The organism is Bradyrhizobium sp. PMVTL-01 (assembly GCF_051861855.1).
GTDB lineage: Bacteria > Pseudomonadota > Alphaproteobacteria > Rhizobiales > Xanthobacteraceae > Bradyrhizobium.
Genome location: NZ_CP193982.1, coordinates 3,627,879 through 3,640,491, shown reverse-complemented (window position 1 = coordinate 3,640,491; position 12,613 = coordinate 3,627,879). Strand labels below are relative to the sequence as shown.

Annotated in this window: 12 protein-coding genes and 1 tRNA gene; 1 reads left to right on the top strand and 12 read right to left on the bottom strand. The window is 64.1% G+C overall.

All coding sequences use genetic code 11. The annotated features are described in order from the left end of the window. Nucleotides 1-17: 17 nt before the first annotated feature. The 5 genes from ACRQ5Q_RS17495 to ACRQ5Q_RS17475 all read right to left on the bottom strand — a co-directional run bounded on the left by ACRQ5Q_RS17495 (nucleotide 18) and on the right by ACRQ5Q_RS17475 (nucleotide 4,201). Nucleotides 18-1,415 (bottom strand): MFS transporter, encoded by a 1,398-nt coding sequence (locus tag ACRQ5Q_RS17495; protein WP_439368827.1) that lies wholly within the window; start codon nucleotides 1,413-1,415, stop codon nucleotides 18-20. Between the two features lie 568 nt (nucleotides 1,416-1,983). Further along, nucleotides 1,984-2,154: a hypothetical protein gene (locus ACRQ5Q_RS17490; RefSeq protein WP_439368829.1), complete on the bottom strand. Its 171-nt coding sequence runs from the start codon at nucleotides 2,152-2,154 to the stop codon at nucleotides 1,984-1,986. Nucleotides 2,155-2,167: 13 nt separating this feature from the next. Beyond that, nucleotides 2,168-2,398, bottom strand: coding sequence for a hypothetical protein (locus tag ACRQ5Q_RS17485; RefSeq protein WP_439368830.1), 231 nt, complete (start codon nucleotides 2,396-2,398; stop codon nucleotides 2,168-2,170). Nucleotides 2,399-2,417: 19 nt separating this feature from the next. Beyond that, a complete protein-coding gene (locus ACRQ5Q_RS17480) occupies nucleotides 2,418-3,752 on the bottom strand; it encodes a PQQ-dependent sugar dehydrogenase (protein ID WP_439399174.1) in 1,335 nt (444 codons plus the stop codon). Next, nucleotides 3,749-4,201 carry a DUF2231 domain-containing protein gene (locus ACRQ5Q_RS17475; protein WP_439375632.1) on the bottom strand — a complete coding sequence of 151 codons (453 nt, stop codon included), beginning with the start codon at nucleotides 4,199-4,201 and terminating at the stop codon, nucleotides 3,749-3,751. Before ACRQ5Q_RS17475 ends, ACRQ5Q_RS17480 begins: the two co-directional genes overlap by 4 nt. Before the next feature lie 170 nt (nucleotides 4,202-4,371). Here ACRQ5Q_RS17475 and ACRQ5Q_RS17470 point away from each other — a divergent pair, with 170 nt between their 5' ends. Continuing rightward, complete coding sequence (locus tag ACRQ5Q_RS17470; RefSeq protein ID WP_439399173.1) at nucleotides 4,372-5,235, top strand: formate/nitrite transporter family protein; 864 nt, start codon at nucleotides 4,372-4,374, stop codon at nucleotides 5,233-5,235. Between the two features lie 150 nt (nucleotides 5,236-5,385). Here ACRQ5Q_RS17470 and fcl read toward each other — a convergent pair whose 3' ends face one another. The 7 genes from fcl to ACRQ5Q_RS17435 form a co-directional block, all read right to left on the bottom strand. Further along, nucleotides 5,386-6,336 (bottom strand): GDP-L-fucose synthase, encoded by a 951-nt coding sequence (fcl, locus tag ACRQ5Q_RS17465; RefSeq protein WP_439399171.1) that lies wholly within the window; start codon nucleotides 6,334-6,336, stop codon nucleotides 5,386-5,388. Next, the gene (gene gmd / locus ACRQ5Q_RS17460) at nucleotides 6,317-7,387 is read right to left on the bottom strand and encodes a GDP-mannose 4,6-dehydratase (RefSeq protein WP_439399169.1); all 1,071 of its coding nucleotides are present in this window, start codon (nucleotides 7,385-7,387) and stop codon (nucleotides 6,317-6,319) included. The genes fcl and gmd overlap by 20 nt, the downstream gene beginning before the upstream one ends. Before the next feature lie 155 nt (nucleotides 7,388-7,542). Beyond that, complete coding sequence (locus ACRQ5Q_RS17455; protein WP_439375633.1) at nucleotides 7,543-7,806, bottom strand: hypothetical protein; 264 nt, start codon at nucleotides 7,804-7,806, stop codon at nucleotides 7,543-7,545. Nucleotides 7,807-8,009: 203 nt separating this feature from the next. Then, complete coding sequence (locus ACRQ5Q_RS17450) at nucleotides 8,010-8,738, bottom strand: Crp/Fnr family transcriptional regulator (RefSeq protein ID WP_439399168.1); 729 nt, start codon at nucleotides 8,736-8,738, stop codon at nucleotides 8,010-8,012. 224 nt (nucleotides 8,739-8,962) lie between these two features. Further along, entirely contained in the window at nucleotides 8,963-9,415 is a 453-nt protein-coding gene (locus tag ACRQ5Q_RS17445; RefSeq protein ID WP_439368839.1) for a metallophosphoesterase family protein, read from the bottom strand. Between the two features lie 105 nt (nucleotides 9,416-9,520). Then, nucleotides 9,521-9,594: transfer RNA gene (locus ACRQ5Q_RS17440), tRNA-Gly, on the bottom strand. A 318-nt stretch (nucleotides 9,595-9,912) separates the two neighbouring features. After that, a complete protein-coding gene (locus tag ACRQ5Q_RS17435; RefSeq protein WP_439368841.1) occupies nucleotides 9,913-12,324 on the bottom strand; it encodes an ATP-binding protein in 2,412 nt (803 codons plus the stop codon). Between the last annotated feature and the right edge of the window lie 289 nt (nucleotides 12,325-12,613).

The window sequence follows — 12,613 nt, the reverse complement described above, 5'->3', positions numbered from 1 at the left end:
GCAGGGCTTTCTCAGAGTCAGGTCGGGACTGCGGTCGCACCACTCGCCGCTTCGGCACGCTGCCGCTCATAATCGGCCAGTGGCATCGGAACGGCCTTGGGATTACCGAGATCGTCGATGCGGATCCGATAGGTTTCCCGGGCCGTGACGGCCGCCAGCGCCGCGATGACCGTGATGCCGAAGGCGATCGCCCCCACCGTCAAGGGGATGTTGGCCGAGCCGGGAGGCGCTACGGTCGCAAACAGGGCGGGAAGCAACGCGGTGATGGTCGTACCGATGTTCTGCGAGATCGCCATCGCCGACACCCGGGTGCGGGTCGGAAACAGCTCCGGATAGAAGCTCGGGAAGATCGCGTTGTAGCCCTGATAGACGACGCCCCACATCAAAAGCGAGAGCAGGATCGCGAGCGGCACGTTCCTGATGCTGATGGCGTAGAGATAGCCGAAGGCAAGCAAGCCGGACAGCAGCGCGCCCACGATGATCGGAGGTTTGCGGCCGACCTTGTCAGAGAGATTGCCGACGAAGGGAATGACGAACACTGCCAGCATGTTTCCGAGGACCGGGATCCACAGATAGACGTCCTTGGCAAACCCGATGCCATAGGCCGGCTGGACCGCATAGGCCGCACCGAAGATGGTCGCGACCACGGGGATGACGTTCATCAGGGCCATGCAGACGACCCTCAGCATGTCGCGCCAGCTCAGCTTGATGGCCTGGACAATGGGCGACCGCGGCGTCTCTCCGCGCTCGCCCTCGCGCGCAAAGGCAGGCGTCTCGTCGACTTCGCGGCGGATGATGTAGCCGGCGACGATGACGAAGAAGCTGAGCAGGAAGGGAATCCGCCAGCCCCAGCTGTTGAAGGCCTCGGCCGGCATATAGGCGGCCAGCGGCAGGAACACGGCTGCTGCGAGAATTTGGCCAGCCTGGACGCCCTGAAGCGCGAAGCTCGCATAGAAGCCGCGCCGGCCGAACGGCGCATGCTCCAGGATCATCGAGCTCGCGCCGGAGATTTCACCGGCCACGGCAAATCCCTGCACGAGGCGCAGGATGACGAGCAGGATCGGCGCGAGGATGCCGACCTGCTGATAGGTCGGCAGAAGGCCAACGGCCATGGTCGAGATGCCCATCAGGAACATGCAGACGATGAGCACGGTCTTGCGGCCATGGGTGTCGCCCCAATGTCCAAGCACGAAGGCGCCGATCGGCCGGGCCACGTAGCCGACGCCATAGGTCGCCAGCGATGCGATGATGGCGACGGTGGGATTTTCCGATGGAAAGAAGATTTGCGGGAAGATCAGCGAAGCGGCGGTGGCATAGATGAAGAAGTCATAATATTCGAGAGCCGAGCCAATCCAGCCGCTCGCGGCGGCCTTCTTGGACTGACTCCTGTCATGGATCGCGCGAGTCGTGGTCATCTCAGAGATTCCTCCTCTGGGGTTATCGACGTCCCGTTGGCGGGCTTCGTTCGAAATCGGACAGCACTCTCCGGGCGCCCTGCGGTAGCTTCGCGGAGCGCTTGTCATTGCCGATGGCTGTCTGATTGGTCCCAACAATAGGCTTTCGCCGGGCTAACACAATTACCCAGTTATGCGATAAACCTAACATGATGTTATCTAGGCCGGAGCGTATACCTCCGGGCGAAGGGGCCATCGCATATGCCACTCGGAGGCTGCCGGACGAGCTCGGGCTGCATAGTTCCAGACGCCCGCTTTGGCAGGCTCCTCACCATAAGGGTTCTTGCTGCAAAACGCGACGTCATACTGAGGGCCGCCATTCGCAGACCAGTCTCGTCTGCGGCCGGCTCGCTCCCAGGGAGCAATTACGCATCCTCTCGCTGATGGCGGAAAATGGCGTCATCTCCAGCGACGGCGTCGAGGCCGACCGGCTCGATCTCAACGCCGGCGCCGAGGTCACGACCGGGATCGCCGCGCGGCGCGGGCGGCTGATGATGTGACGCTGTTGGTCGCGAACGGCTCGCCGGCGTCAAGAGGTGTGGCCGGGATCGACGTGCTTCGGCGTCTTCTTATCGCGCTGGGGCGTCATCTTGGCCGGATCAGGCGCGTCCGGCACGCCGCGCGGTCCGAGCTGGTCACGCTGGATGTCGTCTTCGGAGCGGGATGGTTCGATGCCGTTCGGCTCACGAGGCTTGGTCATCGCGGCTTCTTTCTCAGATTCTGTTCCGCGGCCCGTTATCCGCGACGCCGAGCGCATTGTCTCCGGCTTCGCGACCGGGCACGCTGACATGCACCTCGTGTCCCTCGCGCAGCGCCAGGGACGCCGCGGCGACCGCCGACTCGAACGCGGCCTCCTTGGTGGCGTATCTGCTCCTGACCTCGCCGTCATGCAGCACGCCCCATTCGTCCTGCACCGGCACGATCGCGTATTGAGCAAGGCCCATGGTCTCCTCCTCCAGCTCTCTATTGTTGCGTGAGCTGCGGGTGCGTCGCGCTCACCCGCCACACGGTGTTGCCGCTGTCGTCGGCGACCAGCAACGCGCCGGTCTTGTCGATGGCGACGCCGACCGGACGGCCGCGCGCGTGATTGTCGCTGTTCAGGAAACCGGTGACGACGTCCTGTGCCGGCCCGCTCGGCTTGCCGTCACTGAACGGCACGAAGACGACCTTGTAGCCGTTCAGGTTCTGCCTGTTCCAGCTGCCATGCTCGCCGACGAAGGCGCCGCCGCGATAGGCGCTCGGCAGGCTTGTGCCGGTGTAGAAAGCCATTCCGAGCGGAGCGACATGCGAGCTCAGGGCGTAGTCGGGCACGATCGCCTTGGCGACGAGGTCGGGCCGCTCCGGCTTGACGCGGGGATCGACATGCTGACCGTAATAGCTGTAGGGCCAGCCATAGAAACCGCCGTCCTTCACCGAGGTCATGTAGTCAGGGACGAGATCGGGGCCGAGCTCATCGCGCTCGTTCACCACCGTCCACAGCGCGCCGGTCTGCGGCTCGAAGCTGAGGCCGTTCGGATTGCGCAGGCCGCTCGCAAAGATGCGCCAGCGGCCGCTGTCGCGGTCGACCTCGAGGATCGCGGCGCGATTGTGCTCGGCCTCGATGCCGTTCTCGGTGATGTTGCTGTTGGAGCCGACGCCCGCATAGAGCTTTGAACCATCGGGGCTGGCGACGAGGCTCTTGGTCCAGTGATGATCGATCGGCCCGCCCGGCAGTGGCGTGAGCACCGTGCCTGGCGCGGTGATCTTCGTGTCCCCTTCCGTATAGGGATATCTGACGATGGCGTCGGTGTTGGCGACATAGAGATCGTTGCCGACCAGCGCGACGCCGAAGGGTGAATTGAGGTGATCGAGAAAGACGCTCTGCGTATCGGGCACGCCGTCGCCGTTCGCGTCGCGCAGCAGCGTGATGCGATTGCTCTCGCCGGTATCGCCGCCTGACGTCGCCCAGGACTCGACGTAGCCGATCACGATTTCCTTGGGCCGCTTGATCGGAGCGCCCTTCGGCGCCTTGGATTCCACCACCAGCACGTCGCCGTTGGGAAGCACGTAGAGAAAGCGCGGATGCTGCAAGCCCGTTGCGAAGGCCTTGGCCTGCAAGCCCCGTGCGACCGAGGGCGTCTCGTCCTTCTTCCACCCGACGATGCGCGCAATGTGCATCGGCGGCAGCAGGTATTGCTGGATCTCGGGGAGCTTCGGGTTGGCGCCGATTTGCGCATTGGGATCGCCGCTACCGTCGTCGCAGCCGGCGAGGCACAGCAGCAAGGCGCACACAAGCACGCGAGCAAGCATCGACGTCATCGCGCAACTCCCACGCCGTGGCGGTACACCATGGCCCAGCCCAGCCAGCCGGTGACCGGCAGGATCAGGACGGTGATGATCGAAAGGATGAGCCCGGTCGGCCATACCGAGGTCCAGGCATCGCGGGTGTGGATCAGCGCATTGAGGATGGCGAGCACCAGCGCCACCGCGTTGCCGATGAGATGCGGCCAGGCCGGCGGCTGCGCCCGCACCAGGCGGTTGCCGAGGAAATCGGTCAGGCCCGCGATCGCCGCCAGCACGCCGAAGATGACGCCGACGAGCAGAAGCCAGGCGGAGAAATTCGCCCACATGATCTCGGCGCTGACGACATAGGCGATGTCGGTCAGCAGCGCCCCGATGAAGCACGCGATCGGAATCGGCACCAGCATCGGATGAATCGGATGGCCCGCGATTTGCGCGGTGCTGCGCACGCGCACGTCTTCCTGCACGGTCGGCCTCGTGTGGCTTATCGCCTGCCCGACCGGCCAACTCATGCGTGCAGTGAAGGTTCCTAGCCTCTGTGCAGTGCAAAGCGCATGCAGCGGCCGAGCAATCTCGCGGAACCGACGGAGTTTTGTCGCCTTGAAGTCAACCAAGTGATTTCCGGAGACCTTCCAAAGTGGATCAGCCTGGCGATGGCGCCTCCTTCAACCCTGCCTCAAAGCTCGACGGCGTCTCGCCTCGTCAGACCAAGCAGATCGAATCGCAGAGCCGGCCAAGCGCCGCGCTCATCCATGAGACCATCCGCGCCGAGGGCGAGCAGGAACTGGAACGGCTATGGTGGGCGATCGTGCTGTCCGGTCTTGCCGCCGGCCTCTCGATGGGATTGTCCCTCGTCGTCCAGGGCGAGTTTCACGCGCTGATTTCCGACGATGCGACCCGCCGCCTGGTGGCCCCGCTCGGCTATACCGTCGGCTTTCTGGTCGTGGTCCTGGGGCGGCAGCAACTCTTCACCGAGAACACGCTGACCCCGATCCTGCCACTGTTGCACCACCGCGATCTCGCCACCTTGCGAAGCGTGCTCAAGCTGTGGGGCCTTGTGCTGGTTTCGAACATCGCAGGAACCTGGGCGGTCGGATCCGTGCTCGCCCACACCAGCATTTTCGAACCGCGCATCGTGGACGCCTTCGTCGATCTCAGCCGCCGCACCGTCGAGGGAACGTTCGTGACGACCCTCGTGCGCGCGGTCTTTGCCGGCTGGTTGATCGCCCTGATGGCGTGGCTTCTTCCAGCCGCCAAGGGGACGCGCGCGCACATCATCGTCGTGATGACCTATGTGGTCGCACTCGGCGAGTTCGCACACATCATCGCCGGCTCGGTCGAGTGCGCGTTCCTGGTGCAGAGCGACCGGGCATCGCTCGCCCAATATGCCCTGGACTTCTTCATGCCGACCCTGCTCGGCAACATCCTGGGTGGAACGACCCTGGTTGCACTGCTGAATTACGGGCAGGTCGCCGCCGAAATCAACGACCACAGGGAATAGATCGCGCGGATGCCGCTCCTTGCACAGGAACGATGAGCGCGAGCCCCGCTTGCGTGAGTAGCGAAGGTCAGCGGACAGCCTCAGGGCGGTGCAGTCGACCGTGCCCGGAAGGAACGCGAGAAGAAGGAGGCGAAAGAGAGCAAGCCGGGGCTATCGGGACGCTGTTTCGGCAAGATAAGATTGATATGCCCGCCTCAAGCCGTCGTGAAGCGAGGTCGTCGCGCGCCAGCCGAGCTTGTCGAGACGGCTGACGTCGAGCAGCTTGCGCGGGGTGCCATCGGGCCGCGAGGTGTCGAAAGAGATCTCGCCGCCGTAGCCGACGATGTCGGCGACGAGGCGCGCGAATTCGGCGATGGTGATGTCCTCGCCGGTGCCGATGTTGACCAGCTCCGCACTGGAATAAGTCTTCATCAGGTGCACGCTGGCATCCGCCATGTCGTCGACATAGAGGAACTCGCGCCGCGGCGTGCCGGTGCCCCACACCACGACGCTTTTGGCGCCTGCCATCTTCGCCTCATGGAAGCGGCGGATCAGGGCGGCGACGACGTGGCTCATCTCGGGATGATAATTGTCGCCAGGGCCGTAGAGATTGGTCGGCATCACGCTGATGAAGTCGCAGCCATACTGGCTGCGATAGGCCTCCACCATCTTGATCCCTGCGATCTTCGCGATCGCATAGGGCTCGTTGGTCGGCTCCAGCGGGCCTGTCAGCACCGAGTCCTCGCGCAAGGGCTGCGGCGCCAGCTTCGGATAGATGCAGGAGGAGCCCAGAAACATCAGCTTCTCGGCGCCGTTCTGACGCGCAGCCTGGATCACGTTCGCGGCGATCGCGATGTTGTCGTAGATGAACTCGGCCCGCAGCGTGTCGTTGGCGACGATGCCGCCGACCTTGGCCGCGGCGAGGAACACCACCTGCGGCCGCACCCTTGCGAACCAGTCGAACACGGCGGCCTGGTTGCGCAGATCGAGCTCGCCCCTGGCCACCGTGACGAGCTGGACGTCCTCCGCTGCGAGCCGGCGCACGAGCGCGCTGCCGACCATGCCGCGATGGCCGGCGACATAGACCCGTCTGCCTTTCAGTTCAAACGGTGCCTTTACCATGGCCTGCATCCCGCTTCGCCTCGGCCAGATCGCTTCTCATCATCTCCGCGACCAGCTCTGCGAACGTCCGCTTCGGCGTCCAGCCCAGCACCTCGCGCGCCTTGCTGGCATCGCCGACCAGGACATCGACCTCGGTCGGGCGGAAATAGGTCGGGTCGATCTTCACGACGGTCTTGCCGCTCTTTTCGTCGATGCCGGTTTCCTCGACGCCCTTGCCCCGCCATTCGATGCGGCGGCCGACCTCCGCAAAGGACAGCTCGACCATCTCGCGGACCGAGTGCATCTCGCCGGTGGCGAGCACGAAGTCGTCAGGCTTGTCGGCCTGCAGGATCTTGTGCATGCCCTCGACGTAGTCCTTGGCATGGCCCCAGTCGCGCCTGGCTTCGAGATTGCCGAGATAGAGCGTGTCCTCGATACCGACCTCGATCCGCGACACGCCGCGCGTGATCTTGCGCGTGACGAAGGTCTCGCCGCGGATCGGGCTCTCGTGGTTGAACAAGATGCCGTTGCTGGCGAACATGCCGTAGGCTTCGCGGTAGTTCACCGTGATCCAATAGCCGTAGAGCTTTGCGACGCCATAAGGCGAGCGCGGATAGAACGGCGTCGTCTCCTTCTGCGGGATCTCCTGCACGAGGCCGTAGAGCTCGGAGGTCGAGGCCTGGTAGAACCGCGTCTCCTTCTCCATGCCGAGGATGCGGATCGCTTCCAGCAGACGCAGCACGCCGATGGCGTCGGCATTGGCGGTGTATTCCGGGCTCTCGAAGCTGACGGCGACGTGGCTTTGCGCGGCGAGATTGTAGATCTCTGTGGGGCGGATCTGCTGCACCAGGCGGATCAGATTGGTCGAATCCGTCATGTCGCCATAATGCATCAGGAACGGCACGTTGCCGACATGCGGGTCCTGGTAGAGGTGGTCGACCCGCGCCGTGTTGAACGAGGACGAGCGCCGCTTGATGCCATGCACGACATAGCCGAGCGACAGCAGATATTCGGCGAGATAGGCGCCGTCCTGGCCGGTCACGCCGGTGATGAGAGCGATCCGCTCAGCCATATCTGCTACCCACTCCCAACACGCCCCGAGGGGCCGCCGGTTTTCCAGTTCCGGCCACCATCTTCTCTGACAGATCGGCCGCCGGGGTCAACCCAATATGGGAAAAGGGTTACCGGCTTTGTTGGGCGATTCCGGCACGCGGGGGGGCCGCGGGCTTACTGAGCACCCCGACAGCCGCCACATCGGATGATATCTTCGCGTTCGCCAATGTGGTGCTGATATTGGGCGATCGCGCGATTGGCCATCCGGATGCGATTGGTCTGTCCTTCGTCGACCATCGTCGCGATGCGCTGCGCGAGGAATACGCACGCCTCGAATTCATCCTGGATGGCTCCCGCGCGCGCGAGAAAGTCCCACGCGATATCATATGCCTGCTCGGCGGCCGGATTGCGGTAGTCGCTGAAGATGATATGCGTCATCAAATCACACTGTCGTTCGACCTCTTCGTTGCCGAACCGCAACCCGGCTCGATCGTTCCTAAGCTGCCTTCCTCCATTGTCGTTGCAGGCCCGTCCGGTTCCTCCACGATGACCGCCAGGAACGCGAGCAGGTTGCCGGCGTTCAACTGGATGGCGCGACATTATCCAGGATCTCGGATTTCTCGGGACAGCGACAAGCTCAATCAGGTGGTCGGACTGAGATGCAGATAGGTCGGGTCGAAGCCTGCCAGCTCTTCCATCTCCTTTGCCTTGAGGATGTGAAACTCCGATCTGCTCACCACCACCAATCCTTCCTTGCGGAGGTTTTGGAGGACCCGGTTGGTGTGCACCACCGACAATCCCAGGCAATCTCCGAGGTCGGCTTGCGTAATGGGCAAGCCGAACTCGCCGTCTCGCGTATGCCCGATCGCCTTGAGCCTCTGATGCAATTCAATCAGGAGGTGGGCCATTCTCGGTGTCGCCTCCCTTCGTCCGACGTTGACGATCCATTCCCTGAAGATAGCTCCATCAATCAGCGTTTCGCGCCACAGTGCCGACGCCAGGTTCGGATGCTGCAGATTGACCGCTCTCAGATCCTCGTGGGAGATGAAGCCCAGCTTGCAGCGCGTGACGGCGACGAGGTCATGATCCATGACCTTGAGATGAAGGCTTTGAAGGTCGGGGATTTCGCCGGGTATGTGAATGGAGAGAACCTGTCGATCTCCATCCGCCGTCGTCTTCGACCGGAACGCGAATCCATCCGCGATCAGGCAACAGTCCGTGGGCCGCTCTCCGTCGGCCACGATGATTTCGCCAGCGTCGAGATGCCGCTCGCGAATCCGAAGGCCCTGAATGGCGCGGATGTCCTCGGCATCCAGCTCGTTGGACACCGTCAGCTTCGTGATCAGCGCGGAAACGAGGTTTGCCGGCATCGGATGCTCCTTTTGAGACCCGACATGGCGCAAACCACTCCGGCCTGTCAGGCGGGAGCGCTACACTCTCAGCACCGGCGCCCGAGGATATCTGCCGGCGATCCAAGACAACGCAAAGTTACACGATCGTTCCAAAATATCCCATCGAGCAACTTTTGACGGAAAAACATAACGTTGACGTGCTTATAGGTGCGATTCGGCAAGTCTCACCCCTGCCATCGCCGCTAAGCCTCACCGAGCGTGTGCAGGACCGGCCGAAGCTCGGCACCATCATCGAGATCGAGTGTCGCAAGTGAGATCGGGAGCTTGAAGCGCCTCGGTCCCGCGCTTCCGGGATTTAGATAAAGGACGCCGTCCTGCGTCCTGATGCTCGCGCGATGCGAATGACCGTAGATCACGGCGTCGATGCCGTCGGGGGCAGGCTTGCTCTCGAGTTCGGTCAGATCATGCAGGACATAGAAGACGTACCGGCCGAGGCGGATGGTTTCCGTATCGCGATAGTTCCGCGCCCAATCGCCGCTATCGACATTGCCGCGGATGGCCGTGACCGGCGCGATCCTGCGCAGCCCCTCGAGCACATGCTCGCCGCCGATATCGCCGGCATGAATGATATGGGCGACTCCGGCAAAGCACTGCCCGACTTCCGGCCGCAACAGCCCGTGCGTGTCCGAAATCACGCCGATCGTCGTAACCGGGGGACGGCGTTGCGACTCGCTGTCCGGACGAGCGGCAGCACCGCTCTGCGAAGAAACGATCGAGGCAGAATAAGCACTTGAAATCATTGGAGCGGGTGAAGGGAATCGAACCCTCGTATTCAGCTTGGAAGGCTGCTGCTCTACCATTGAGCTACACCCGCGTTGGCGATCCCCTAACACGGCCGGGCGGCGGTCTCAACTGCCTCCGGGCGGTCTTTCCCCGCGTCAACAGCACCCCTGTTCCCGGCGTTTTGCCCGCCCCTTAACGGCCGGGCGATGCCGCCCTATATTGAAGTCTCCCGAAACCAACGAAAGGAGGTGATCCAGTGTCTTATCTCGAGCGCTGTCACCTCGCTGGGATCGCCCGCTAGGCCTTGAAACGGGCTTGGCATCGGGGCGTTCTCAGCCCTGGACCAGCGAGCAAGAAATCGGGCGCGGCGGGGCCTCCCCGCCGCGCCTTTTTCGTCTGTCGGCACGGCTCAGGCAGCCGGCTCGCCCGCAAGGACCTCGCGAATCTTCTGCGACAGCTCCGACTTCCTGTATGGCTTCTGAAGCAGCGCCACGCCGGGATCGAGATGCCCTTCATGGACGATGGTGTCGTCGGTATAGCCGGAGGTGTAGAGCACCTTCACCCCGGCCCGGCGGAGCCGGACGGCGTCGGCCAATTCGCGGCCGTTCATGCCTCCGGGCATGATGATGTCCGTGAACAGGAGATCGAATTTGGCGCCCTGGTCGACCAGAACGAGCGCGGATGCGCCGTCACCGGCAGCGAGCGTGCGGTAGCCGAGACTGCCGAGCTGGGCGATGACATAGCCCTGCACCAGCGGATCGTCCTCGACCACGAGGATCGTCTCATGCCCGCGCGCTGCGACGAGCGGGTGCACCGGCGCCGTCCTGGCCGGCGCCTCGCCCTCCGACCTCGGCAGGAACAAGCGCACAATCGTGCCGTGCCCCTCCTCGGTCTCGATGGCGACGGTGCCGCCGGTCTGGCGGGCGAAGCCGTAGACCATGCTGAGCCCGAGCCCGGTGCCGCGGCCGACGCCCTTGGTGGTGAAGAACGGCTCGAACACGCGCTCGCGGATGTCGGCCGGAATGCCGTGGCCGGTGTCGCCGACCGCGACCATCACGAAGGCGCCGCGGACCACATCGCCCTCGTCGGCCCCTTCCGCGCCGTCGAGTTCCCGGTTCGCGGTCTCGAGCGTCAGCCTGCCGCCGCCAGGCATCGCGTCACGGGCGTTGACCGCGAGATTGACGATCGCGGACGAAAGCTGCGACGGATCGACCATCGCCGACCAGGCGTCGTCCGCGAGCCGGGTCACGATCTCGACATGCTCGCCCAGGATCGGCTTCAGCAGCTTTGCGGTCTCCAAAACAAGGGCGTTGACGTCGATCCCGCGCGGCTCGAGCGGCTGCCGGCGCGCGAAGGTCAGGAGCTGCGAGGTGATCTCGGCGCCGCGTGTGGCGGCATCGTCGATGAGCTGCGCGATGGCGGCGAACTGGGGCCTGTCCGCGAGCCCCTCCTGGATGATCTCGATGGTGCCGGTGATGACGGTGAGCACGTTGTTGAAGTCATGCGCAACGCCGCCGGTGAGCTGGCCGATGGCGTCCATTTTCTGCGATTGGCGCAGCCGCTCCTCGGTCTCGTGCTGCGCGGTGACATCGGTGGCGGAGCCCCGATAGCCCATGAAGCGTCCGTCTGACGCGAACACCGGCCGGCCGTTGACGCTGAAATGGCGCATGCGCCCGTTCGCATCGCGACCGCGATATTCGAACTTCCGGAACGGCTCGTGACGGTCCAATGTCGCCATGTGCGCGCGCCATTTCTCCGGCTCGGCCTCGTGGTCGAAAGCGGCGTCGACGCGGCGCTTGCCGATCACCGCCTTGTGGTCCATGCCGAAGGTGCCGGCCCGCTCCGATATGTAGGTGAACCGATGATCCGGTCCGGTTTCCCAGAACCAGTCGGACGCGGTCTCGGCATAGTCGCGGAAGCGCTGTTCGCTCGCGCGGGCGTCTTCTTCGGCGCTGCGGCGGATCTTCAGGTCACGCTCGAGATTGGCGTTGGCCTCGCGCAGCTCGCCATAAGCGCGCTCGAGATTGGCGCACATGGAGTTGAAGGCGACGATCACCTTGTCGAGCTCGTCGGGATCGTAGGTCGGACGGCGCTCCAGCTGCAAAGGCGCCGGCGGCCGCGCCAGGCTGTATTTGCTGACGAAGTCGGCGATGGTGACCAGATGCCGCGTCACCAGCAGATGGAACATGTAGATGATGAACAGCGAGACGACAAAGGTCTTTGCCGCCTGGCTCGCCAGAATGACAAGGGCACGGTTCAGCAATTGCCGATAGACCTCGCTCAGCGTCGCCTCGACGTGGAGCACGCCGATCGTGCGCACGGTCCCCTGCACGGTGGTGGTCAGCGGATAGTCGCGCGTCACGATCGAACGGGTGTTCGGCTCGCCGATCGCGACACGGATCGGATTGGGACGATCGGCGATCTCGCGCACTTCGGCGGCGCGGATGTCGGGCAGCCGCAAGATACCGTCGAGCAGGAGCCTGAGCTGGTTCTGATCGAGATTCCACAGGCTCTCGCCGAGGCTGCCGGTGGTGCTGCGGCCGATCTCCTCGAGCCGCGTCTCGATGACGCCGACCTCACGGTTGTAGTCGAGATAGAGCTGAAGCGCGGTCAGCACGAGCGTCACGACCGAGGAGAACAGCAGCACGGCGGCCAGCAGGCGCGGCCCGATGCCGCCGCGCGACCAGTTGAAGATCCGCGACAGCAGCGCTCCCATCATCGCCGGCGCGAATGCAGCGCCGATCCCGCTCAGATCCTGCTTCGCGGCCGCCGGGGCAACGGCGCGGCTGCGCTTGGAATTCTCATCGCCTGAGTTACCCATGCACCATGTCCCCGGAATGGCGGCCGCTTCGGCCCGCGGGACGCGGCCGCGAGCATTCGATAGTTGAGATTCTCTTCACGCGAGGCGCGTGGCGATCCTGTCGGCCCATGGGCGGCTTGAGGTCGGCAGGGTCATATCTTGCGCCCAGCAGCAGGATTCTCGGGCAAGCTAGCACCTCGCGTGCTAGAATGACACCGGTGAAAGTCCGGAGTCGCCTCACGTCGCGGGCCAGCGTTGCCGGCCCACGGGCGCGACCCCCGGTAGATCGCGCGGGCCTCCGAATCCACCG